We start from the raw sequence: 24,892 nt of genomic DNA on the forward strand, positions 1-24,892 counted from the left end.
CTAGTTATGCAATATGCTGAATTATTTTGCCAAAGCCATTTTAGTTTTTTACAAGGCGCTTCTAGCCCACAAGAGTTGGTGCAACAAGCTGATGCCTTGGGCTACAGCGCACTGGCTATAACCGATGAATGCTCGGTTGCGGGCGTGGTTAGGGCTTATCGACACATTAAAGACCAACAACTCAATATTAAGCTTATTGTTGGCAGTTATTTTCAGCTAGAACAATTAAAGCTGGTGCTGCTTTGCCCCAATAAAACCGCTTACAGCGAGCTATGCCGAATTATAACCAATGCTAGACGGCGCAGTGCCAAGGGCGAGTATTGCCTAACCGAATGGGATCTTATGTCGGTTAAGCACTGTTTTGTATTATGGCTACCCAGTGGCGAAGCCGATAGTGATAATCATTGGGCTGTATGGTTAAAAAAATATCATGGCGAACGATTATGGCTAGCCATGCAGCGTCAGCTAAGCCATAACGAAGCTAGTTTTATTGATTACTGTCAGCAGCTTGCTCAGCAATATCAGCTTACGCTGATGTGTTGTGGCGCAATATTAATGCACACACCTGAACGCTTAGCACTGCAGCATTGTATTAGTGCCATACGCGCCGGCAAACCTATTAGTGTGCTGGGTCGAGCGCTACTGAGTAACGCCGAGCGTGCACTGCGGCCGTTGTCAAAATTAGAAAAACTATTTACTGCCGACTGGTTAGCTGAAAGCGTGGCTATTGCTTCGCGCTGCGAGTTTTCTTTAAACGAGCTTAAATATCAATATCCAGCAGAGCTAGTGCCTAAAGGCGAAACCGCTAGCAGCTATTTAGCCAAGCTCGTGGCTAAGGGCAGTAAACTGCGGTTTTCTGGCGCAGTGCCGCCGCGTATTCAAGCTATTATCGATAAAGAAATGGCGCTGATCACTGAGCTGCAATATGAATACTTTTTTTTAACTATTCATGATCTGGTGCAGTTTGCTAAAAACCACGGCATTTTATATCAAGGCCGTGGTTCTGCTGCTAATTCGGTGGTGTGCTATTGTTTGGAAATTACCGCGGTTAACCCTGAGCAAATTCAGGTGTTGTTTGAACGGTTTTTGTCAAAAGAGCGCCAAGAACCACCCGATATTGACGTCGATTTTGAACATGAACGGCGCGAAGAAGTTATTCAGTACTTATATAACAAGTATGGCCGCGAGCGGGCAGCACTGGCGGCAACGGTTATTAGCTATCGCTTTAAAAGTGCGCTGCGTGACGTTGGCAAAGCTTTGGGTTTACCTATTAGCCAATTAGATTTTCTGATTAAAAATATTCAACGTCGCGATGCCAACCAAAGCTGGCAGCAGCAACTTAGCCGTTTAGGGCTAGATACCAGCAGCAAGCTTACCCAGCAATTAGTGCAATTAGTAGAGCAGCTACGCGGTGCGCCACGGCATTTATCGCAGCATGTTGGCGGCTTTGTTATATCACAAGGGCCGCTATATGAGCTGGTGCCGATAGAAAATGCCGCTATGAATGAGCGCACGGTTATTCAATGGGATAAAGACGATTTAGAAACCTTGGCGTTATTAAAAGTAGATGTATTAGCACTGGGTATGTTAAGTGCTATTCGTAAATGTTTTTCACTGGTAAAGCAGCATTTTAACCGTGATCTTAGTATTGCCGGCATTGGCAACTTAGGTGATGACAGCGCTGTATTTTCCATGATCCAACGCGCTGATACGGTGGGTTTATTTCAAATAGAATCGCGCGCACAAATGAGCATGCTGCCACGGCTTAAACCAGCCAGTTATTATGATTTAGTGATCCAAATTGCTATCGTTCGGCCAGGACCGATCCAAGGTGATATGGTGCACCCTTATTTAAAACGTCGGCATGGCGAAGAGGCCGTTACTTACCCATCTAAAGCCGTTGAAACCGTACTTGGCCGCACCTTGGGTATACCTATTTTTCAAGAGCAAGTAATTCAACTGGCGATGGTGGCCGCTGGTTTTAGTGGTGGCGAGGCCGATAAGTTGCGCCGCGCCATGGCGAGCTGGAAAAAGACCGGCGAACTACTGCCATTTAAACATAAGCTGGTTGATGGCATGCAAAGTAGGGGCTATAGCCAAGAGTATGCTGAGCGTATTTATCAGCAAATTTGTGGCTTTGGTGAATATGGTTTTCCCGAATCACATTCTGCTAGTTTTGCCGTATTAGCCTATGTGTCAGCGTGGTTAAAATATTACTATCCGGCAGCGTTTTGTTGCGCGTTACTCAATAGTTATCCAATGGGGTTTTATAGCCCATCTCAGTTATTACAAGATATTAAACGCCATGGCGTAGCGGTGCTACCGGTATGTGTTAATGCATCGCACTACGATTTTACGTTAGAGCAACAAGGTAAGACTATTCGGCTTGGCCTGCGGCAAATAAAGGGGCTAAGCAGTGCTGGTGCTAAACAGCTGGTTAGGCTTAGGCCAGTTGGCGGGTATCGCACTTTGTCACAGCTGCAACAATTAGCGCTTAACCGCAGTGACTTACAAGCCTTGGCTAGTGCTAATGCCTTAATTAACCTTAGCGGCGATCGCTATAATAGCCGTTGGCAATTATTAGATACCGAGCATACCTTGCCATTGTTTAGCGCTGAATTACTGTTACAACCCAGCGAAACCGCAGCTATTAATCAAAGCTTAGCTACGCCGTATACAGCGGCGCCATATTTAGCTGCGCCAAGCGCGGTAGCCGAAGTACTAGAGGATTACAGTGCTACCGGCCTTAGCTTACAGCACCATCCTATTGGCTTATTGCGCCAAGCAGCAAAATTGCCGCGTAGTGTAGCTGCCGCTGACCTTGGGCAAGTGCGGCATAATAGCCCTGTACGAGTAAGTGGCTTAGTAACATTGCGTCAACGGCCGGGTACCGCCGCCGGTGTTACCTTTATGTCGTTAGAAGATGAAACCGGCACCTTAAACATTATCGTGTGGTTAGCTACTGCGCAGGCACAGCAGAAAAGCTTTTTAACCGCGCGTATTTTGCAAGTAGATGGCATTTTACAACGCGAAGGTGAGGTTACGCATATTATCGCCGGTAAGTTAGTTGACTTATCGGCACTTTTGGCCGAGCTTAACCTGTCATCGCGAGATTTTCATTAATGGGAAAGCTTATGTTATTGCAGGCTGAGCAAGCGTTAGTACTAGTTATAGATATTCAGCAAAAACTGGCTCCGGCCATTTTTGAAACTAAAGAAGTAGAACAAGCCGCAGCTTGGGTGTTACAAATTGCCGTGCAGTTAGATGTGCCAATTTGGGCCACCGAGCAGTACCCGCAAGGTTTGGGCAGCACTTTACTCTCAATTGCCGAGCTTGTACCCGAAACGCAGGTGTTAGAAAAAATGCATTTTAGTGCGCTAAAAGAGCCGCACATAGTAAGTGCTTTGGTCTCAACCGGCCGTAAGCAGATTGTTATTTTAGGCACCGAAGCCCATGTTTGTGTATTGCAATCGGTACTGGATTTACTGGCTTTAGGTTATCAGGTTTTTGTGGTGGTAGAGGCTGTAGGCTCGCGCACTATAGAAAACAAACAGTTAGCGCTTAACCGTATGGCGCAGTGCGGTGCACAAATTATTAGCAAGGAAATGCTAGCCTTTGAGTGGCTACAGCGCTGTGGCACCGATACCTTTAGGCAAATTAGTAAAGGTTGGATTGTATAATAGTGTATAACCGCAACCCAAATTAGGCCTGTTACCGGCCTAAGGGCGGTAATTAAAGGTTTTATCTAGAACTAAAGCTAAGCGCACAGCAGCTTGCTGCACTCGTGTTTCTAAACTGGTTTGGTATTGTTGTACGTAGTTATCGCTAAGTAGCATATTGGGCTGATAATGATGATAGATGTCCTTGGTTAATACCGCTGATTCATTGGCCCAATCCAGTACGGTAGATTGTTGCCATTGGTACGCGAGCTTGCTATCAATGGCTTGTAATAATTGCTGTTGTGCTGTGGGGTTATTATTATAGCCAAGCTTGGCTAATATTCTCGAATCCCATACTGAGTGCAAATTAGTGGCTTGTTGAAAAAACGTAACCTGGGTTTTATTACCGCCAAGATCATCGGCATAGCTAACATGCAGTGGTTGGTGCAAATCGGCAATAAAGTGCGCTAAAAACAGTAACGCCTGCCAGTCATTATCGTCTTTGGCTAAACGTTGTTGCATATCGGTAATTGCCGATAGCACGCAGCCGAGCTTGGCACAGTCAGCTTGGCTTACTGTCGTATTGTGGCGAGCAAAGTTTATATAATGTAAAGGTGCGGACCATTTAAAGCTGTCATCATCACGCAAAGTATCAGGCCAAACACAACCTTCGGCAAAGCTACTTAACCCTGATGCCTTTACTACCGTATCAATATGGGCTTGAGTTTGTGGTTGGCTTAATTGGTAGGCCATATCGCAAATCATTTTATGGCCAGTTTGGCCAAAGGCAAATACAGGCTGTGCGCTTAACGCTAATAAGACAAAAAATAAAATACGCATAGGGTTACTTCAAATCTATTCGGGAACAAGTTGGTGTACTTGCCAGTCGCCATTAGCTGCAACGTGCGGCTGAATTTCAGTTAATACCTCACGCATAGTAGCCGCAAGAGTATAGGGCGGATTAATAACTAACATACCGCTGCCAGTCATACCATAGCCGCTACTGTCGCTATGCGGGCATAATTCAATACGTAATTGGTTTTTAATGCCGGTATTCACTAACTCACGAATAAACGCCTCTACTGCGTCACGCTCTATTACCGGATACCAAATAGCATAGGTTGCTTGCGGAAAACGCTGATACGCCAATTGCAAACCCGCAACCACATCTTGGTATTCGGTTTTTAGCTCGTAAGGTGGGTCAATGAGTACTAAGCCACGTTTATAGAGCGGCGGTAGCATCGCTTTAAAGCCGGCCCAAGCATCCATATTTTCAATACGGCTATAGCGGCGGCGCGCAAACTGGCTAGCTAAAATAGGGTAGTCGGTTGGGTGCAGCTCTGTTGCTTGAATGCTATCAGTGCTGCGTAGCATTAATGCGGCAATTTTCGGTGAACCAGGGTAAAACGCCAGTTCATCATCAGTATTAAGTTGTTTAATTACGTCAATGTACCGCTGTAGCGTTGGGTTTTGTACCTCATGCTGCCATAACTTGGCAATGCCGCCTTGGTATTCGTTGGTTTTTTGCGCTTGCTCAGCTAATAAACTATATAAACCGGCACCGGCATGGCTGTCGTGATAGCAAAACGGTTTATCTTTTTTCAATAAATAGTCAAGAATAGCAACCTGCACCAAGTGCTTAACCACATCGGCATGATTACCCGCATGAAAACTATGACGATAACTTAGCATAAACCTAGCCTACAGCTTAAAAATTAAGGCCGTCAGCATACTGCCCAGCGAGAAAATTACAAGTATTGTTGCTATGTAGTGGGTAAAAACACAAACTGCGTGGTGTTAACAACAGGCTTACTTTATATACCCGCACTATGAGAATGAATAATGGCTAATGCAAAAACTCGCGTAAAACCTAGCACAAAATTAAAGTGGCTCGGTGGCGCCAGCATTTATCAACTATGCTGACACTCGCTTAAGTAGGGCAATGGTTGAGTATCCGAGTGATTTTATTATTGAAGAAGCATCAGAAAACATCGCTCGGCCAATAGTGCGTCATTTTGCCGATACCGATGTGGCTTACTACGTTATATTTCGACCCGACAACTACAGCTTAATTCACCAATTACAATTAATTTCAATTCCGCATGAGTTGACTGAGTAAATAACTACATCAGCTTTGGTGTTATGCCAATGGTTATAACTAGACTGAGATTTTAGTTAGTGCTCAATACACAATTTTGCGCTTAGCAAGGCTGAATGCTGAAAATGCAAGTATTGCAGGCTTGTAGCTGGTAAAATCTGCGGCATCATTTGTTTTTCACCGCTATAGGGTGCAAGTAGGAAAGCGTATGTCACAACACAAAGGCAAGGGTGGTAAAACCGCTAACCCATTGCAAAAACCTTGGACTAAAGACGCTGCGGCAAAAAAGCCAGCGAATAGAACACAGCGCGCTGCTAGTGTTAAGGCTCCGCAAGCTAATATCCATGCTGGCAAGCCAGTGCGCGCCGCGCTAGATAATGAAAGTAAAGTATATGGTGAAAACGCCTGCCGAGTGCTATTTACGCAACGCCCTGAAAGTGTAATACGGCTTTACGTATCACAGCTGATGGCCGCAAAGTTTGCTGATGTAATGAAGTATTTAGCTGCAGCGAAAAAAGCCTACCATATTGTTGATGGTGCCGAGCTTGAGAAGGTTGCCGGTAGTGGCCATCATGGTGGCGTAGTGTTATTGGTTAAGCGTAAACCGCTGCAAAATTTGGCCACTTATTTGCAGAAAAAAGACCGCAAACAAGACTGCTTGTTGGCATTAGATGGCGTAGGTAACCCACACAATTTAGGTGCTATTACCCGCAGCTGTGCCCACTTTGGCGTTGGCGGCATTATTATGAAACAACCCGAGCTGTTACAATCGGGCGCTGCACTGCGCACAGCGGAAGGCGGTGGTGAGTTTATTAATGGCTTATCGTGTGACAATTTGCCTTTAGCGTTAAAGCTATGTAAGGAAGCCGGTTATACCCTAGTAACTACCTCTAGCCATGGCGGCAGCTCGTTATACAACAGTAAATTACCCGCCAAAGTGGTTATTGTATTTGGTGAAGAAATGTTTGGTGTATCGCAAAATGTAGCAAAAAGCGCCGATATTGCACTACAAATACCCGGTACTGGTAAGGTAGAGTCACTTAACGTTAGCGTGGCGGCGAGCTTAATTTTGGGTGAGTGGTATCGCCAGCAGCTTTAAATATGCACAGCAATAAGTGAAAGCGAACAAGCAATACTGCATAAGTAATATGAATTGAGTTGCTGCCAATAAGTGCTTATCTATGCTTATTGGCAGTATTTAAAGCGCTGAACTTAATAGCTATTCATAGCGTAAAGCATCTATTGGGTTTAACCGAGAGGCTTTTATAGCTGGTGCTAGGCCGAATACCACACCAATTAGTGTAGTAAAACCTATAGATAAAAATATTGCCCACATGGGTACTAAAGCTTCTGGCATAGAGGGCATCATTAGGCCAATAAAGGCCGCAATACCATAACCTAGCAGTAAGCCAATTAAGCCACCAAACAAGGATAACACCAGCGCTTCAACTAAAAACTGCAACAAAATAAATTGTGGTGTTGCACCTAATGCTTTAACAATGCCAATTTCTCGGGTTCGTTCTGTTACTGATACCAGCATAATGTTCATTACGCCTATACCACCAACTAGCAAACTAATACTTACTACACCTGCGGCTACTAGGGTAATACTTTGGGTAATACTAGAGAATTGTTCGATCATTCGCTCGGCGCTGATAAATTCGAAGCTATCTTTATCATCTTTTTGTAAACGATAACGCTGGCGTAATAGTTGACGCATTTGCTCTTGCACTTGTTTTGCATCGGCATTGGCCGCGGTGCGAAACATAACTTCGATATTGCTAGCGGCTCGCTCACCAGTTAGTGAGCGGATAGTGCTAAAAGGGGCAATAATATAATTATCTTGATCAAAGCCAAACAGTGAGCCGCGCGTTTCTGCTACGCCAATAATACGAAACCAGTCGCCAGATAAGTTAATAAACTCGCCAACCGGATTTGCTGGTAAATTTAGTTTTTTGATTAGTGACGAGCCGACAAAAGCTACGCGGCGGCGATGATCATCATCACTTAGCGATAAAAAACGGCCAAATTCTGGATAAACCCTAACCACATTTTGGTAACTGCTATCGGTGCCTATAATCTGAGTTTGAGCATTGTTCCGGCCATACTGTACCTGACTGCCCATACTAAAGGCTTGCATGGTAGCGGTCATATCCTCAACGTTTTGTACTCTGCTTTTCAGCATTAAAAAATCATCGTGGTGCAGCCGGTTAAATATGCCCAACATTTGCTGTTCGGTAGAGGTATAGGCCCGTAATGTAATCATATCGCTACCTAAATCATCTAATTGGCTGCTAACCGTATGGCTTAAGCCCTGCATAATGGCAACAACGGTAATGACGGCAGCCACGCCAATGATAATACCTAACGTGGTTAGTGCGCTGCGCAATGCATGTGCTCTAATTGACAACAGTGCGGCCTTAGTGCCCTCAAGCGCAGCATGTAGTCCTTTAAACATGTTGTTTTTCTCCGACTGCGGTAAGGCTATCTTGTGCTAACTGTCCATCTACTAGTCGGATAACTCGATGACAGTGATCGGCAATTTCTTGTTCATGCGTAACCAGAATAACGGTATGGCCTTCCTGATGTAGTTCATCAAACAACGCCATAATTTCGCGCGTGGTTTTGCTATCAAGATTCCCGGTTGGTTCATCACCAAGCAAAATTCCGGGGCGAGTTACCAATGCCCGCGCAATAGCAACCCGCTGGCGTTGACCACCAGAAAGCTGATTAGGTAAATGTTGGGCTTTATCGGCTAGACCTACTCGGCGCAACGCCTCTTTTGCCATGCTTTGCCTGTCGCGATTACTGATTAAGCGATAAACCAGCGGTTGCATCACATTAGCTAATGCTGTTGCTCTGGGGAGTAAGTTAAAGCTTTGAAAAATAAAGCCGACTTGCTGATTGCGCATAGTGGCAAGTTCAGCCTCGGATAAGTTGGCTACATTCTGGCCGGCGAGTTGATACTGCCCTTCATTGGGTGTATCCAAGCAACCAATAATATTCATTAGGGTCGACTTGCCGGAGCCAGACGGGCCGATGATGGCCACGTATTCATTCTTATTTATTGTCAGGCTAACATCTTTTAAAGCATAAAAGCGCTCACCGGCCATCTGATAATATTTACTGATGTGCTGTAGCGATATGACCGAAGACATCTTAAAGTTCCTGCGTCGCAAGCAGGGTAGCATTAACGGTACTGCCTTCAGCCATGCGAGTTAAAACCCTTGCTGGACCAATAATTACTGTTTGTTGCAGGTTTAAACCAGATAAAATTTGTTGCGCTGTGTCTGTTGCCATACCCAGCTCAACTTCGCGTTTTATAGCTTTGTTATTTTCAACAAGCCAGACAAAGGCTTTATTTCCTTGATGTTGAATGGCGGCTATCGGTATTTGTAAGCTGTTTTCTTGCTGTTTCAGTACTAGTTCAGCGCGGCAGCTCATACCAGAGAACAGCGCTAGCTCTTCAGGCTGCAACAGTACTTTTACTCTAAACGATAAACTTTGATTTTGCGTCATGGCACGCGCTGAAGTGGCTATTTGAATTACTTCACCGTGAATAGCTTGGCGTGGGTAAGCCGCGGCAAATACTTTAGCTTGCTGGCCTATGTATATATTCGCTATATCCGCCTCGTCTACCCGCAGCTCGGCTAAAATAGCGCTGGGATCAGCTAAGGTCATTAAAGCTGAACCGATAATATTAGTTGTACCTGCAATAACCGTTTCGCCAGCTTTAATATCAACACTGGCTAATAACCCCGAAATAGGTGCGCGGTAAATTGTTTTACGTAAGCTATCCTCAACCATGGTAAGGGTTGCCTGACTTTGTCTTAAAGCCGCCTGTGCTGATGAAACATTAATATGAGCAATATCAACCTGACTTTGCAAGCTATCAATAACATCTTGTTGTATTAAACCAACGGTAAATAGCTTTTTTTGTTGTGTTAACTGACGCTGGATATCTACTAGTAAAGCATTAGCTCGCTGCACATCAATTTCTTGAGTTTTAACTAGCGCTTGCACTCTTTCTACATCTGCCGCAAATGCGGTCGGGTCAAGTCGCATTAAAACTTGGCCCGCTTCAACTGTGTCGCCTTCTTCTACTAAAACTTCAATAATCCGGCCTGTTACTTCTGTACGGATTTGAATTTGAGTATTAAATTCTAGATTGCCAGAGGCCAAAATAGTATCGGCTAAAGTGCCTTGAGTGACTTCAGCAGTGTTGACATCAAGTTGCTGATGCCGTTGGTGATACTGACTTATGCTTACCAAACCAATTAGCAACACGATAATAATGGCGGCAATCCAGAATTTTTTCATATAACTAGTACCGAATTAAATAAATAGTGCCCAAATACCAAAGATAACCACTAGCGGTAGCGCGGCTAGTAAAATAGCTTTGCTGGTTGAATAGCCGCTCCAACTTTTTAGTCCTACAGCGACTAAGCCTGTCGACCATATGTAAATGAGGTTGAAGCTTTCAGTGAATGAAAACCAAGCGTCTTGTGGGCTAAAATTAAATACCAGTTGGTTTAACGATAGATAGTTAGCTGAGTTAATTGGCATGTCAGGGGTATTACTTAGCAGTATTAATACTAATAACCCGACGATATTTATTAAACTGGGCATACTGACCCATACCGACATAGCATACCAACTGCCATAAGATCTTTTATGGCCAGGGTTACCAACCAGCATAATATAAACCGCTTGAATTGCGAGCATAATAGGTAGGTAAATTAAAGTTAACAAAGAAAAATATTTTGACTTATCAGCCATTTGCCCCATAACCGCGCGCGTGTTCTCAATTTCTGCCGGGGTTAATGTATGGGCAACCGCGAGCATTTGTTGTTCGACTATCCAGCTTGGGCTCATCCCTGCAAAAAACACATACATGACCACGGCAGACGTTATTAACAATAATAAAAAAGGCACAATGCTCCAGCCTTTTTTGTCTTGTAATGTATCAAACAAACTTTTCGGGTCGACATAAATGTCTATTAAACCCTGTGCAATACTTTTGCTCATGATGTTTCCTTTAGTGATGAGTATGTTGTTAAAGTATCATGCAAGGTGGAAGAGAAATAATGATTTTTTGTAACAAAATATAATAAAAGACGTGTTTTATTCAGTTAGAGGGCTATCTTGCCCAATATATTGAAAGCGGGGGAGCAGCTCGCCAGCAATGTCTACGTTTTCAGTAAACATAGCTAATGGTCTGGCCCATAGGCCAAAATCGCCATATAAAGCGCGGTAAATAACTAGCCATTCTTCGGTTTCGCTATGTCGTGCACAACCAATAACCTGATAATAATAGCCTTTATAATGCTGATAATAACCCGTTTGTAGTGGGGCGTTAATGTTGTTGCTCATACCAGCTCTCAAAAATTATTTTTGCGGAAAAACTATCAACTTTATCTTTGCTTAAGTTTTTAAAGCCGCCTGCGGCAAATAACTGACTACGTGCTTCGGCGGTGGTTAAACGCTCGTCTTTTAATTCAACCGGTAAGCCAAACCGGCCATGTAAGCGGTTAGCAAACTTGCGGGTGCGTGCGGTAAAATCTTGTTCTGTGCCGTCCATATTCAGTGGTAAACCCACTAATAATAGCTGTGGTTGCCATTCTTTAATCAGCTTTTCTAGTTGTAGCCAGTCTGGTGTGCCATCTTGGGCTTTAAGCGCGCTAAGCAGCGACGCGGTGCCAGTAAGCTCCTGGCCAACCGCGACGCCAATGCTTTTGGTGCCGTAATCAAAAGTTAATACTGTGCGATTCATTAGGCGTGTCCGGCCTCGCTAGTTAATTGCCACGTTTTAATGCCAAAAGTAGCGGTGGCTGATTGCCATTTTTCAGCGTGGGTTAAATCAAATATAATACTGTTATCAGCAGGGATAACTAGCCATGAGTTATCGGCAATTTCTTGTTCTAGTTGGCCAGCAGTCCAGCCGGCATAACCTAGTGCTAATATAAACTTTTCTGGTGCGTGTTCAGTGGTTAAATCAAACAAAATGTCTTTGGAAGTGGTAACCATTAGCTCGTTATTTAAATGCATGCTACTGCTGTAGCCTTCTTTTGCAGTGTGTAAAACAAACCCACGGTCGTGCTGCACTGGGCCGCCGGCGCAAACGTGCGCGGTAGCGGCAGGGCTGTCGGTGTTAAATTCTATTTGTAATTGTTTAAGCAAATCTGCCACTCTTACATCTAGCGGATGGTTAATAACTATACCCATCGCGCCTTCGTCGTTGTGTTCGCAAACATAGGTAACACTGCGTTTAAACATCGGATCGTCTAGTGCGGGCATAGCAATTAAAAAATGATTTTGAAAACTCTGCATAGTGACCTCGCTACAACTGGGTTGTCACTGGCTAGCTGCCAGCAGCTGTTCAATTTCGTCAAATAACATAGCAGTAATACTGATTGGAAACGCCGCTTCAATTTCGCGGATACAGGTGGGGCTGGTAACATTAATCTCGGTAAGCTTATCACCAATTACATCTAAACCAACAAAAATTAACCCTTTTGCCTTAAGTGTTGGGCCAATAGCATTGGCAATAGCCCAGTCTGACTCTGATAATGGCCGAGCTTCGCCGCGACCACCCGCCGCCAAATTGCCTCGGGTTTCGCCGCTGGCAGGAATGCGTGCTAATGAGTATGGCACGGGTTTGCCATTTACTACTAAAATTCGTTTATCACCGTCAGTAATTGCTGAAATATAACGCTGCGCCATCGCATAACGCGTGCCGTGCTCAGTTAGGGTTTCTAAAATTACACTAACGTTAGCATCACTGGGTTTTAAGCGAAAAATTGATGCACCGCCCATGCCGTCTAGTGGCTTTAAAATTACGTCTTGCTCAGCTTGGTAAAACGCCTTTAGGCGCGCTATATCGCTGGTAACTAGTGTTTTTGGCGTAAACTGATTAAACCAACTGGTATAAAGTTTTTCATTCGCATCGCGCAGGCTTTGCGGTTTATTCACAATTAATGCCCCCGCGTCTTCTGCCCGTTCCAAAATGTAGGTGGCGTAAAGAAACTCAGTATCAAACGGTGGGTCTTTACGCATTAAAATAACGTTTAGTTCGCCAAGCGCGATATCTTGTTGGCTGCCAAATTGGTACCAGTCATCTTTATTTTGCGCAACGTTGAGTAATTTAGTGCTGGCACGGGCTTCGCCTTCTAGCAAGTAAAGGTCTGCCATTTCCATATAGTGAATTTCATAGCCGCGTTGCTGGGCTTGCAATAACATGGCAAAACTGGAGTCTTTAGTAATATTAATGGCGCTAATTGGGTCCATTACGATACCCAGTTTTATGGTTTTGCTCATGCTGTTAATCCTTATGCTAAATCACCAAATTGTAACTGCAGTGCGCTAATAGCGGTTAATGCTGCGGTTTCAGTACGTAATACGCGTGGGCCTAGTTGTATGCCGATAAAGCCAGCGTCGCTGGTTTGGCTCATTTCGGCATCAGTAAAACCACCCTCTGGGCCAATAACCAAGCGAATTCCAGTGCTGGGCGCTAGGGTCTTAATGGTGTCTTTTGCCCACGGATGCAAGGTTAGTTTTAATTCTTTTGTTTGCTGGGCCAACCACTGCGTTAGATTAATAGCAGGGTGCACCTTAGGCACAATACTTCGGCCACTTTGTTCACAAGCGCTAATCGCGATTTTTTGCCATTGCTCAGTGCGTTTCGCTAAGCGTTCAGTATCTAGCTTTACACCACAGCGCTCGGTAAATAGCGGCGTTATTTCTGTTACACCCAGCTCAACCGCTTTTTGAATGGCGAAATCCATGCGATCACCGCGAGAAATGCCTTGGCCTAAATGAATGCTTAGCGGTGACTCTACAGTGTTAGGTTGCTGCTCTGAGGCAATAACGCTAACCCGCTTTTTATCGCTACTACTGATCACGGCCGCATAGTTAAAACCGTCACCATTAAACAGGGTAATGGCGCTGCCGACCGGCATACGTAATACGCGGCCAACATGGTTTGCTGCATCGTCATCAAGATTAAATTCACTGTTTAGTGAAATGGCACTGCTATGAAAAATACGAGGAATACGCATAGAAATTACACTATTGAAAATATGTTGGAATGTTAACAGGCAAAACTGTTTGGTGGTAGAAAAACTAACCCTGCAACAGCAGGGTTAGTTTTTTTAGATAGCGTATATAAATATAGTTTAACCGGCTGCAGGGTAGGTGTAACTTGCACCTACGCCAAGTGGTAAATCTAACGCCCAAAAGCCAAGTAAGAACGTCGTCCAGAGTAATAACATCGCAATAGAAAATGGCAGCATTAATGCGATAAGTGTGCCTATACCGGTCGACTTAACGTATTTTTGGCAAAACACCACTATTAACGGAAAATACGGCATTAACGGCGTAATAATATTGGTTGATGAGTCACCAACGCGGTATGCTGCCTGAGTTAAGTCGGGTGATACACCAAGCTCCATTAACATAGGTACCATAACTGCACCAATTAATGCCCATTTAGCTGATGCTGAGCCGACTAGTAGATTAATAAAGCCAGATAAAAATACGATGCCTACTAAGGTTACTCCCATAGGAAAAGCCATGTGTTGTAACCAGTTCGCGCCTTTAATGGCGATTAGTGCACCAAGATTACTTTGGCCAAACGCATAAATAAACTGGGCACAGAAAAACGCCATAACGATGTAGTAACCCATGCCGCTCATGGCTTTGGTCATGCCTTTAATAATATCGCGATGATTTTTAGCGTTGCCAGAAACGTAGCCATACACTACACCCGGAATTAAAAAGAACACAAAGATAATGCCAACAATAGATTGCATTAACGGCGCCGAAGAGTGAGTGAGTTCACCATTTAGCGGAGAGCGCCATGCTGAAGTTTCTGGCACTGCTGAAACCATAAGTAACACGCCGCTTAATATCATAGCAAAAGTGGCCCAGCGTAAACCTTTACGCTCATGGGGTTTTAATGCGTCCATTTTCGGTAGTTCAGCCGGATCACCATCGATAGGCGTGTTATTTAACCGCGGTTCAATAAATTTATCGGTAAGTACCCAACCAATAATAATAATAAGAAAGGTCGATGCCGTAGTGAAAACATAGTTATTCAGTGGGTTAATAACCAGTTCAGCGGCGGCTGGATCGGCTGATAATCGAGCCGAAGCTTGAGTTAAACCGGCTAGCAGCGGATCTAGGCTTGAAGGCACGAAAAAAGTAGCAGAAAACCCACCTGATACGCCTGCAAATGCCGCGGCAATACCTGCTAACGGATGACGCCCCGCGGCATAAAAAATAACGGCACCAAGGGGAATAACTAATACATAACCGGCATCTACTGCAACATGACTTAACACACCAACGCCAATTAATACCGGCGTTAATAACATTTTTGGTGTAACCGATAAAATAGAGCGTAAACCGGCATTAATATAACCAGTGTACTCGGCAACACCTAAACCTAACATGGCAACTAGTACCACACCTAGCGGTGGAAAGCTAACAAAGGTAGCAACCATCTTAGCCATAAAGGTGGTAAGCGACGTGGGTTCTAATAGATTATTAATTACAATGGCTTCGCCGGTACGAGGGTCTACTTCAGCGAATGTCACCCCTGATAATAACCAAGAGCCAAGCCAAACGATAATCATCAGTAGCGCAAACAGCACTGCCGGATCGGGTAACTTATTGCCTACTACCTCAATGGCATTAAGTGCCCGGTTAAGCCAGCTGCTTTTAGCTGCAGTGGCGGTTTGTTGGTTCATACTGGTTCCTTCCTTTCTTATTGTTTTGTATTTTAAGCGCCGCCTATCATACACAAAATAAACCGGATGATAAGTGGCGAAAGGGCAAGTGATAGTTATAAAAAAGGAGAGCTAGACTCTCCTTGTTAAACCTAATTAAGGTTATTTGGCATACTGGCGCAGTAGTTCAGCTTTATCGGTTTGCTCCCATGGGAACTCATCACGGCCAAAATGGCCATAAGCCGCAGTTGGCAAATAAATAGGCCGTTCTAGCTGTAACATTTCAATTAGGCCATAAGGGCGTAAGTCGAAATGTTCGCGTATCAGCTTTATTAGCTGCTCTTCACTTAACTTGCTGGTGCCAAAAGTTTCAATGCTAATAGAGGTTGGCTCTGCTACACCAATAGCATAAGACACTTGTAGCTCACAGCGCTCAGCAAGGCCCGCAGCAACAATGTTTTTTGCCACGTAACGTGCCGCATAAGCAGCTGAGCGGTCAACTTTTGATGGATCTTTACCCGAAAAGGCACCACCACCATGACGCGCCATACCACCATAGGTATCGACAATAATTTTACGACCGGTTAAACCGCAGTCGCCCATTGGCCCACCAATAACAAAACGGCCAGTTGGGTTAATAAAATACTTGGTATTCGCCGTTAACCATTCAGCAGGTAATACTGGCTTAATAATGGTTTCCATTACCGCTTCGCGTAAATCTTTAGTATTAATGCTGTCACAGTGCTGAGTTGATAACACCACGGCATCTATACCTACTGGCTTACCATCTTCGTAAATAAAACTTAATTGTGATTTAGCATCTGGGCGCAACCAAGGTAAGGAGCCGTCTTTGCGCACTTTGGCTTGTTGTTGCATTAAGCGGTGTGCGTAGGTAATAGGTGCTGGCATTAGTACGTCAGTTTCGTTACTGGCATAACCAAACATTAAGCCTTGGTCACCGGCGCCTTGCTCTCTTGGATCTGTACGATCAACACCTTGATTAATATCAGGCGATTGTTTACCAATGGCATTTAGTACGGCACAAGAGCCTGCATCAAAACCCATTTCTGAATTGGTATAGCCAATTTCACGAACGGTTTTACGGGTTAATTCTTCAATATCAACCCAAGCGGTAGTCGTGATTTCACCGCCAACTAATACCATACCGGTTTTTACATAGGTTTCGCATGCAACACGTGCTTTGGGATCTTGCTCTAGGATTGCATCCAATACGGCGTCGGAAATCTGATCAGCAATTTTATCCGGATGCCCTTCAGATACTGATTCAGAAGTAAAAATGTGTTGTGCCATAGGTTGTATTCCAAAATAAAGTTAATACAGTTAGCCCAAATACGGCATTAAGCGTAAACATTAGGCCAAAAATAGGCGGCTATTTTAGATAAAGTACTAATACTTTGCCAGACAAATCTGCCGCCCAGACGTCTTTAATGCTATTTTAGGTTGGTTTATACGTTATGTTCTGCGCTTGGATCTATAAAGCGTAATTTTATCCGTTGAATTAGATTTAAATTTGCCATATCGCGGGTGCTCTGGGAAAATGGCGCCCATATCGCTTTAATCTTTCAGCTTAATAATAAATAGCTTCGTTAAATTGAAGCCGTGCAATATCAGGAGTGAACATGCCATCTCGTAAACAACTCGCTAATGCAATTCGTGCTTTAAGCATGGATGCAGTGCAAAAAGCTAAATCAGGCCATCCAGGCGCCCCTATGGGTATGGCTGATATAGCCGAAGTATTATGGCGTGATTTTCTTCAGCACAATCCACAAGATCCGCAGTGGCCAAACCGTGACCGGTTTATCTTATCTAATGGTCATGGTTCCATGTTGCTATATTCGCTACTGCATTTAACCGGTTATGATTTAAGCATTGAAGATTTAAAACAGTTTCGGCAGTTACATTCAAAAACGCCTGGCCACCCAGAATATGGTTATGCGCCTGGGGTAGAAACCACTACGGGTCCTTTAGGGCAGGGCATTACCAATGCGGTGGGCATGGCGCTGGCAGAAAAAGCGTTGGCAGCACAATTTAATCAGCCTGGTTATGACATTGTTGATCATTATACCTATACCTTTTTAGGCGATGGCTGCCTAATGGAAGGCATTTCGCATGAAGCCTGTTCGTTAGCTGGTACCCTAGGTTTAGGTAAGCTAATTGCGTTTTGGGATGACAACGGCATTTCAATTGACGGTCAAGTAGAAGGTTGGTTTACCGACAATACCCCTAAACGGTTTGAGGCCTACGGCTGGCAGGTAATTAGTAATGTTGATGGCCATGACGCTGCCGCGGTTGAAGCGGCAATTAAACAAGCTAAAGCACAAAGCGATAAGCCAACACTAATATGTTGTCGCACTGTTATTGGTTATGGCTCGCCCAATAAAGGCGGTAGTCAAGATTGTCATGGTGCACCGCTAGGTGATGCTGAAATTGCTGCTACTCGCGAATTTTTACAATGGCCATATGCCCCCTTTGAAATTCCAGCAGATATTTATGCCGACTGGGATGCCAAAGATAAGGGCGCTAAAGCACAGCAAAACTGGCAGCAATTGTTTGCCCGTTATAGCGCTGCATTTCCGGCACAAGCCGCCGAATTTAGTCGGCGTATCGCTGGGCAGTTGCCTGCCAACTGGGCAGAACAATCTAATGCCTACATTAAAAAGCTACAAGCTAACCCTGCGAATATTGCTAGCCGTAAAGCATCACAAAATGCATTAAATGCGTTTGGCTCTTTACTACCTGAATTTATGGGTGGCTCTGCCGACTTAGCTGGTTCTAACCTGACTATATGGGATGGTAGTAAGGCGGTTACCGCGAAAGATGCCAGCGGCAACTATATTTATTATGGCGTGCGTGAATTTGGTATGTCGGCAATGATGAATGGTATTGCTTTGCACGGTGGCTTTATACCCTACGGCGCAACCTTTCTCATGTTTATGGAATACGCACGTAATGCAGTACGCATGGCCGCGTTAATGAAGCAACGTGTCATTTTTGTGTATACGCATGATTCTATTGGTTTAGGCGAAGATGGCCCAACTCACCAACCGGTTGAACAATTAGCCGCCCTGCGCGCCACTCCTAACTTAATTAACTGGCGCCCTTGTGATCAAGTGGAATCTGCTATTGCTTGGCAAGCGGCCATTGAGCGCGCTGATGGGCCAACTACACTGATTTTCTCTAGACAGAATTTAGTGCAACAAGCACGTAACGCTGAGCAATTAGCTAACGTAAAACGTGGCGGTTATATTTTACGTGACTGTGTCGGTACGCCTGAGTTAATTATTATTGCTACTGGTTCAGAGGTCGAACTGGCGATGCAAGCGGCTACGCAGTTAACTGAGCAAGGTAAAGCTGTGCGCGTTGTGTCTATGCCATCAACTGATACCTTTGACCTGCAAGATGCCGCTTATCGCGAAGCCGTGTTGCCAGCGGCAGTAACCAAGCGTATTGCAGTAGAAGCTTGCATAGTTGATAGCTGGTACAAGTACGTAGGCTTAAACGGTAAAATTATTGGTATGACCAGTTTTGGTGAGTCGGCGCCAGCCGAGCAGTTATTTGCCTATTTTGGTATCACTACTGAAAAAGTGCTTGAAGCCGCGCAGCAATTGCTGGCGTAATAATTAACCTAATGGGATCAGTGTTGATCCCATTTTTCTATGTGGTGTTATGGCAATCAGATTAGCAATAAACGGCTTTGGCCGCATAGGGCGCAATATTTTGCGCGCTGTCTATGAAAACGGTTTGCAGCATGAACTGCAGGTGGTGGCCATTAATGAACTGGCTGATGCTAAGGGTGTGGCGCATTTACTAAAATACGACAGTTCGCACGGCCGTTTTGGTTTTACTGTTAGTTCATACGCTGGCGGCATTAGCGTAAATGACGACAAGATTGCGTTATTCTGTGAAGCTGATCCGCAAGCTCTGCCTTGGGCGGAGCTAGATGTTGATATAGTACTGGAATGTACAGGTGTGTTTCATAGTCGCGAACATGCCAGTTGGCATCTGCAAGCTGGGGCAAAAAAAGTGTTGTTTTCGCATCCAGCGGATACTGACATTGATGCCACTATTATCTATGGCATCAACCACCATAGCTTAACTGCCGATATGACCGTTATTTCAGCCGGTTCTTGTACTACTAACTGCATAGTGCCGGTTATTCAGACGCTTGATCAGCATTTTGGTGTTGAAAGTGGCACCATAACCACTATTCATGCCTCGATGAATGATCAGCAAGTTATTGATGCTTATCACCCTGATTTACGTCGTACTCGAGCCGCTAGCCAGTCGATTATTCCCGTTGATACCAAGTTAGCTTTAGGCATTGAACGTATATTGCCAAAATTTGCTGGGCGCTTTGAGGCTATTGCCGTAAGGGTGCCAACCTTAAATGTTACCGCGATGGACTTAAGCGTAAGTTTGCAGCAAGACGTGAGTATTGCACAGGTGAATAAGGTATTACGCCAAGCTAAGCTTGGTGAATTAGCGGGTATTTTAGATTACACCGAAGAGCCATTAGTCTCGGTAGATTTTAACCATGATCCACATTCGTGCATTGTAGATGGTTCGCAAACCCGAGTGAGTCATAAGCGGCTAGTAAAGTGTTTAGTTTGGTGTGATAACGAATGGGGTTTTGCCAACCGCATGCTCGACACGGCTAAAGCTATGCTGCAACCGAATTTATAACAAGGAGCTAAAAATGTCTGTTATTCGCATGAGCGATTTGGATCTTAACAGCAAACGTGTCTTGATCCGTGAAGATTTAAACGTACCAATAAAAAACGGTAAAGTAACCTCAGACGCGCGTTTAAAAGCCGCAATACCCACCATTGAGTTGGCATTGCAAAAGGGCGCAAAAGTAATGGTGATGTCGCATTTAGGCCGCCCAGAAGAGGGCGTTTACGACAGCGAGTCGTCGTTGCAGCCAGTAGCGGATTATCTTGCTGCTGTGCTAACTGTGCCGGTTCGTTTAGCCAAAGATTACTTAAATGGTATAGAAGTAGCCGCGTCAGAAGTCGTTATTTTTGAAAACGTACGTTTTAATCACGGTGAAGCTAAGAATGACGACGTGCTGGCAAAACAGTTAGCCGCGTTATGTGATGTATTTGTTATGGATGCCTTTGGCACCGCACATCGCGCGCAGGCATCAACACACGGAGTGGCGAAGTTTGCGCCTATTGCTTGTGCTGGACCATTATTAGTGGCTGAATTAGATGCCTTAGCCGCTGCATTGAAAAACCCGAAACGTCCATTAGTGGCAATTGTTGGTGGTTCTAAAGTATCCACTAAGCTTACGGTGCTAGAATCCTTATCTGGCATGGTTGATCAGCTTATTGTCGGTGGCGGCATTGCCAATACCTTTATTGCGGCTAACGGTAACAATGTAGGCAAATCATTATATGAAGCCGATTTAATTCCTCAAGCCCAGCGTTTAATGGCCGCAGCTAAAGCACGCGGTGCGAATATTCCGGTACCAACCGATGTCGTAGTAGGCCAAGCCTTTAGTGAAACTACGCCGGCTAGTTTAAAAAACGTAGCGGATGTTGCCGATAGCGATATGATTTTTGATATCGGGCCAGACACCAGCGCAGAATTGGTTAAGATACTTAAATCTGCCGGTACTATTGTTTGGAATGGACCCGTCGGCGTATTTGAATTTGAGCAGTTTGCTGCCGGCACAGAAGCAATAGCCAGAGCGATTGCTGATAGTGATGCATTCTCTATTGCTGGCGGTGGTGATACCCTAGCGGCAATAGATAAATATAATATCGCGGATAATATATCCTATGTGTCTACTGGTGGCGGTGCATTTTTAGAATTTTTAGAAGGCAAAACACTGCCAGCTGTAGCTATACTGGAACAGCGCGCAAAAATATTATAATAAACTGATTATTAAAACGGCACATTAAAAAGATTAAGAGAGGATTTCATGGCCCTTATTTCACTACGTCAAATGCTAGATCACGCCGCCGAGTTCGGTTACGGCATTCCAGCTTTTAACGTAAACAACCTAGAGCAGATGCGCGCAATAATGATGGCTGCCGACAAAACTGATAGTCCTGTCATCGTTCAGGCATCGGCGGGTGCCCGTAAATATGCCGGTGCGCCGTTTTTGCGTCACTTAATTTTAGCTGCAGTGGAAGAGTTTCCGCATATTCCTGTAGTTATGCATCAAGACCATGGTACGTCGTTAGCAGTTTGTCAGCGTTCAATTCAAATGGGCTTTTCATCAGTAATGATGGATGGATCTCTAGGTGAAGACGGTAAAACACCAAAAGATTATGCCTATAATGCCAACATAACACGTAAAGTTGTTGAAATAGCGCATGCGTGTGGTGTGTCGGTTGAAGGCGAGCTAGGTTGTTTAGGCTCACTTGAAACTGGCGCAGCTGGTGAAGAGGATGGTATAGGTGCAGATTGCATTCTTAGCCATGAGCAAATGTTAACTGATCCAGAAGAAGCGGCGCAGTTTGTGCGTGAAACGCAAGTTGATGCCTTGGCTATTGCTTGCGGTACATCACACGGCGCTTATAAATTTAGTCGGCCGCCAACCGACGATATTTTGGCGATAGACCGAATTAAAGCTATTCATGAACGTATTCCAGATACCCATTTGGTTATGCATGGTTCATCATCGGTACCGCAGGAGTGGTTAAAGATCATTAATGAAAATGGTGGTCAAATTCCTGAAACCTATGGTGTACCTGTAGAGCAAATCCAACAAGGGATTAAATATGGCGTACGTAAAGTAAATATTGACACCGATTTACGTTTAGCTTCAACTGGTGCTATTCGCCGTTATTTAACAGAACATCCCGCTGAATTTGATCCGCGTAAATATTTACAAGCATCAGTTAAAGCGATGATGGAAATCTGTGTAGCGCGTTACGAAGCGTTTAACGCTGCAGGGCACGGTAGCAAAATAAAACCGATTTCGTTAGATGATATGGTGGCTTTGTATTCAGCAGGAAAGTTAACGCCGAATATAAAATAAACTAAAAATTTAATGAATTTTAAGAAATTAATTTTCATTGCTTTAAAAGTAGAAAAACTGGGTAATAAACCATATAAAAAGCCGCATAAAATCAGCTCTACAGACGTCTTTGTTGTCTTGACAAGGGCGTTTTTACCTGTAATGATGCGGACGGTTTACCCTCTAACCGAGGGCCTTTTCTGTCTGTAAGAACAGCATGGCCCTTACAACTTCAGGTTACGTTAATCAGCAATAATTGGTTGGGAACTATGTTTAACAATAAAATTCGCAAGAGTCTTGTTGCAACAGCTCTGGCTGGCGCTTTCGCTTTATCAGCGAACGTTCTAGCAACAGATTTAAAAGCTTTGCATCAAGAAGGTAATCAGATTCAACGCGCAGCGGTTCAGTCTCAAGAAAAAATTAATAACATTTATGAGCAGTCGCAAGAGCTGTTAGGTGAGTACCGTCAGGTTGTTGACCAGACTGAAAACTTAAAAGTATATAACGACTTCTTAGCAACTTTAGTTGCCGATCAGAAGCGTCAGATAGACTCAGTTCAGCGCCAAATTGAAGGTTTAGAAGATACTCGCAAGGGTACTGTACCTTTAATGTTCCGTATGATTGATGCGTTAGAGCAGTTTGTTAAAGCTGACATTCCTTTACGTACAGAGCGTCGTTTAGAGCGTGTTGAGCGTTTACGTGAGCTTATGGGACGTTCAGACGTTCAACTTTCAGAGCAATATCGTCAAATTTTAGAAGCTTATAGCATTGAAGTGGCTTACGGTTCAGAACTAGCAGCATTCCAAGGTACGTTGCCACTTAACGGCCAGGAAACTACAGTAGATTATGTTCATGTTGGTCGTCTGTCTTTAATGGCGTTATCGCTAGATGGAAAGTCAGGCTGGGTGTGGGACAAAGAGACCTCAAACTGGGACGAATTGCCAGGTTCATACCTGACATCTGTAGCTCAGTTTATCAAGATGGCACGTCGTGAAGCCACGCTTGAAATGGATCGCGTACCACTTATCGCAGCGGAGTAAGAACACATGAAACTAGTATTCAAATCAATGTTAATCGCTGCCGCTGTGACTTTGTCAGCTGGTATCGCTTTTAACGCGACTGCTGACACTGGCAAGCTAGATCAGCTTTTAGAACAATTAAAGAAAGAGCGTACTGTTGAAGGTCGTGTTAACCAAGATCGCGAAAAAGCATTCTTGGCTGATCGCGCTGCACAACAGTCATTATTAAACACAGCGAAAAAGCAATTTTCTGATGAAGAAGGTCGCGGTAAGCGTTTACAAAAAGAATATGCTGATAACGATATTCTTATTGGCCAGAAGCAACAAGAATTAGAAAGCGCTTTAGGTACAATGGGTGAGTTGTTTGGTGTTGTACGCCAATCTGCTAACCAATCGATCGGTACTATTACTGGCTCTCTTGTAAGTGCTCAGTATCCTGGTCGTGATGTACCACTGCGAAGCGTAGCGTCAGCTACTGAATTACCTACGTTAAGCCAGATGGAAGATTTATGGATGGCTTTATTAACTGAAATGACAGAATCAGGCAAAATTGCTGATTTTGACGCTGAAGTAGTAAAGTTAGACGGTGGTGTTGAAACTAAACGTGTTACACGTTTTGGTACATTCCACTTAACCACTGCGACTGAATATTTAATTCTGAATTCATCTACTGACCAAATTCAACCTTTGGGTCGTGAACCACAGTCAAAAATTCATGATTCAGTTGCCGCATTCCATAATGCTAAAAAAGGTGAGATCACTGGTTTATACCTAGATCCAACCAAAGGCAATAGCTTATTACGTTTAAACCAGCAGCGTTCAACGTTGATGGAATACTACCACGCAGGCGGTGAGGTTGGTTATATCATCACTGTAGTATTCTTTATCGGTTTATTAATAGCGCTTGAGCGTATTATTGTACTAAGCGTTGTTGGCAGCAAAATTCGCGCACAGCTGAAAAACTTAGGTAATCCATCACCGCAGAATCCATTGGGCCGTATTTTACGTGTATACAATGAGAATAAAACGTCTGATACAGAAAACTTAGAGTTGAAATTAGATGAAGCCATTTTACGTGAAACACCAAAGGTTGACCGTGGTATTGGTTTAATCAAGTTAATCTCTGCTGTTGCTCCGTTACTAGGTTTATTAGGTACGGTTATCGGTATGATCTTAACGTTCCAGCAAATTACTTTGTACGGAACAGGCGATCCTAAACTGATGGCTGGCTCAATCTCTTTAGCGTTGGTAACAACTGCTCAGGGCCTAGTTGCAGCAATTCCATTACTGTTCGTGCACTCTCTTGTTTCAGCAAAAGCTCGTACTATTCTGCATGTTTTAGATGAACAAGCTGCTGGTATTATTGCTGCGCACGCGGAGAAGGAGAAAGCCTAATG

Annotated in this window: 23 protein-coding genes; 10 read left to right on the plus strand and 13 right to left on the minus strand. The window is 44.2% G+C overall.

The features are described from left to right. Nucleotides 1–6: 6 nt before the first annotated feature. Nucleotides 7–3,123 (plus strand): error-prone DNA polymerase, encoded by a 3,117-nt coding sequence (locus E0Z06_RS05980; protein WP_132582819.1) that lies wholly within the window; start codon nucleotides 7–9, stop codon nucleotides 3,121–3,123. A gap of 11 nt (nucleotides 3,124–3,134) precedes the next feature. Further along, nucleotides 3,135–3,680 (plus strand): isochorismatase family protein, encoded by a 546-nt coding sequence (locus tag E0Z06_RS05985; RefSeq protein ID WP_132582821.1) that lies wholly within the window; start codon nucleotides 3,135–3,137, stop codon nucleotides 3,678–3,680. 39 nt (nucleotides 3,681–3,719) lie between these two features. Here E0Z06_RS05985 and E0Z06_RS05990 read toward each other — a convergent pair whose 3' ends face one another. Both E0Z06_RS05990 and rlmJ read right to left on the minus strand, forming a co-directional pair. Next, entirely contained in the window at nucleotides 3,720–4,499 is a 780-nt protein-coding gene (locus tag E0Z06_RS05990) for a S1/P1 nuclease (RefSeq protein WP_132582823.1), read from the minus strand. A gap of 15 nt (nucleotides 4,500–4,514) precedes the next feature. After that, nucleotides 4,515–5,351: a 23S rRNA (adenine(2030)-N(6))-methyltransferase RlmJ gene (gene rlmJ, locus E0Z06_RS05995; protein ID WP_132582825.1), complete on the minus strand. Its 837-nt coding sequence runs from the start codon at nucleotides 5,349–5,351 to the stop codon at nucleotides 4,515–4,517. A 202-nt stretch (nucleotides 5,352–5,553) separates the two neighbouring features. Here rlmJ and E0Z06_RS06000 point away from each other — a divergent pair, with 202 nt between their 5' ends. Further along, on the plus strand, nucleotides 5,554–5,778 hold the full coding sequence (locus tag E0Z06_RS06000; protein ID WP_132582827.1) for a hypothetical protein: 225 nt from the start codon (nucleotides 5,554–5,556) through the stop codon (nucleotides 5,776–5,778). A gap of 187 nt (nucleotides 5,779–5,965) precedes the next feature. Beyond that, nucleotides 5,966–6,856, plus strand: a complete 891-nt coding sequence (locus tag E0Z06_RS06005) for a tRNA/rRNA methyltransferase (RefSeq protein WP_132582829.1) — start codon at nucleotides 5,966–5,968, stop codon at nucleotides 6,854–6,856. Nucleotides 6,857–6,976: 120 nt separating this feature from the next. Here the strand turns inward: E0Z06_RS06005 and E0Z06_RS06010 are convergent, their stop codons facing one another. From E0Z06_RS06010 to metK, 11 genes are all read right to left on the minus strand, one after another. Next, nucleotides 6,977–8,215 (minus strand): ABC transporter permease, encoded by a 1,239-nt coding sequence (locus tag E0Z06_RS06010; RefSeq protein ID WP_132582831.1) that lies wholly within the window; start codon nucleotides 8,213–8,215, stop codon nucleotides 6,977–6,979. Then, the gene (locus E0Z06_RS06015; RefSeq protein ID WP_132582833.1) at nucleotides 8,208–8,915 is read right to left on the minus strand and encodes an ABC transporter ATP-binding protein; all 708 of its coding nucleotides are present in this window, start codon (nucleotides 8,913–8,915) and stop codon (nucleotides 8,208–8,210) included. The genes E0Z06_RS06010 and E0Z06_RS06015 overlap by 8 nt, the downstream gene beginning before the upstream one ends. A 1-nt stretch (nucleotide 8,916) precedes the next feature. Beyond that, the gene (locus tag E0Z06_RS06020) at nucleotides 8,917–10,077 is read right to left on the minus strand and encodes an efflux RND transporter periplasmic adaptor subunit (protein WP_132582835.1); all 1,161 of its coding nucleotides are present in this window, start codon (nucleotides 10,075–10,077) and stop codon (nucleotides 8,917–8,919) included. A gap of 15 nt (nucleotides 10,078–10,092) precedes the next feature. After that, the gene (locus E0Z06_RS06025; RefSeq protein WP_132582837.1) at nucleotides 10,093–10,785 is read right to left on the minus strand and encodes a YIP1 family protein; all 693 of its coding nucleotides are present in this window, start codon (nucleotides 10,783–10,785) and stop codon (nucleotides 10,093–10,095) included. A 96-nt stretch (nucleotides 10,786–10,881) separates the two neighbouring features. Further along, nucleotides 10,882–11,130, minus strand: a complete 249-nt coding sequence (locus E0Z06_RS06030) for a DUF1653 domain-containing protein (RefSeq protein ID WP_132582839.1) — start codon at nucleotides 11,128–11,130, stop codon at nucleotides 10,882–10,884. After that, on the minus strand, nucleotides 11,114–11,530 hold the full coding sequence (gene ruvX / locus E0Z06_RS06035; RefSeq protein WP_132582841.1) for a Holliday junction resolvase RuvX: 417 nt from the start codon (nucleotides 11,528–11,530) through the stop codon (nucleotides 11,114–11,116). The genes E0Z06_RS06030 and ruvX overlap by 17 nt, the downstream gene beginning before the upstream one ends. Continuing rightward, nucleotides 11,530–12,087 carry a YqgE/AlgH family protein gene (locus tag E0Z06_RS06040; protein WP_132582843.1) on the minus strand — a complete coding sequence of 186 codons (558 nt, stop codon included), beginning with the start codon at nucleotides 12,085–12,087 and terminating at the stop codon, nucleotides 11,530–11,532. The genes ruvX and E0Z06_RS06040 overlap by 1 nt, the downstream gene beginning before the upstream one ends. A 24-nt stretch (nucleotides 12,088–12,111) precedes the next feature. Further along, a complete protein-coding gene (gshB, locus tag E0Z06_RS06045; protein WP_132582845.1) occupies nucleotides 12,112–13,074 on the minus strand; it encodes a glutathione synthase in 963 nt (320 codons plus the stop codon). Between the two features lie 11 nt (nucleotides 13,075–13,085). Continuing rightward, a complete protein-coding gene (rsmE, locus tag E0Z06_RS06050) occupies nucleotides 13,086–13,814 on the minus strand; it encodes a 16S rRNA (uracil(1498)-N(3))-methyltransferase (protein ID WP_132582847.1) in 729 nt (242 codons plus the stop codon). A 117-nt stretch (nucleotides 13,815–13,931) separates the two neighbouring features. Beyond that, a complete protein-coding gene (locus E0Z06_RS06055; protein WP_132582849.1) occupies nucleotides 13,932–15,506 on the minus strand; it encodes an AbgT family transporter in 1,575 nt (524 codons plus the stop codon). Nucleotides 15,507–15,647: 141 nt separating this feature from the next. After that, entirely contained in the window at nucleotides 15,648–16,796 is a 1,149-nt protein-coding gene (metK, locus tag E0Z06_RS06060; protein WP_132582851.1) for a methionine adenosyltransferase, read from the minus strand. Between the two features lie 329 nt (nucleotides 16,797–17,125). On the opposite strand from metK, the gene tkt reads away from it, so the two are divergent. From tkt to E0Z06_RS06090, 6 genes are all read left to right on the plus strand, one after another. Further along, nucleotides 17,126–19,123 (plus strand): transketolase, encoded by a 1,998-nt coding sequence (tkt, locus tag E0Z06_RS06065; protein ID WP_132582853.1) that lies wholly within the window; start codon nucleotides 17,126–17,128, stop codon nucleotides 19,121–19,123. A 49-nt stretch (nucleotides 19,124–19,172) separates the two neighbouring features. After that, a complete protein-coding gene (gene epd / locus E0Z06_RS06070) occupies nucleotides 19,173–20,189 on the plus strand; it encodes an erythrose-4-phosphate dehydrogenase (protein WP_132582855.1) in 1,017 nt (338 codons plus the stop codon). A 13-nt stretch (nucleotides 20,190–20,202) separates the two neighbouring features. After that, entirely contained in the window at nucleotides 20,203–21,384 is a 1,182-nt protein-coding gene (locus E0Z06_RS06075) for a phosphoglycerate kinase (RefSeq protein WP_132582857.1), read from the plus strand. Between the two features lie 48 nt (nucleotides 21,385–21,432). Next, nucleotides 21,433–22,497, plus strand: a complete 1,065-nt coding sequence (fba, locus tag E0Z06_RS06080) for a class II fructose-bisphosphate aldolase (RefSeq protein WP_132582859.1) — start codon at nucleotides 21,433–21,435, stop codon at nucleotides 22,495–22,497. Between the two features lie 248 nt (nucleotides 22,498–22,745). Beyond that, nucleotides 22,746–23,516, plus strand: coding sequence for a DUF3450 domain-containing protein (locus E0Z06_RS06085; RefSeq protein WP_132582861.1), 771 nt, complete (start codon nucleotides 22,746–22,748; stop codon nucleotides 23,514–23,516). A gap of 6 nt (nucleotides 23,517–23,522) precedes the next feature. Beyond that, entirely contained in the window at nucleotides 23,523–24,890 is a 1,368-nt protein-coding gene (locus tag E0Z06_RS06090) for a MotA/TolQ/ExbB proton channel family protein (protein WP_132582863.1), read from the plus strand. Nucleotides 24,891–24,892: the final 2 nt, after the last annotated feature.

The organism is Rheinheimera sp. D18, from assembly GCF_004345025.1.
GTDB classification, from domain to species: domain Bacteria; phylum Pseudomonadota; class Gammaproteobacteria; order Enterobacterales; family Alteromonadaceae; genus Alishewanella; species Alishewanella metallidurans.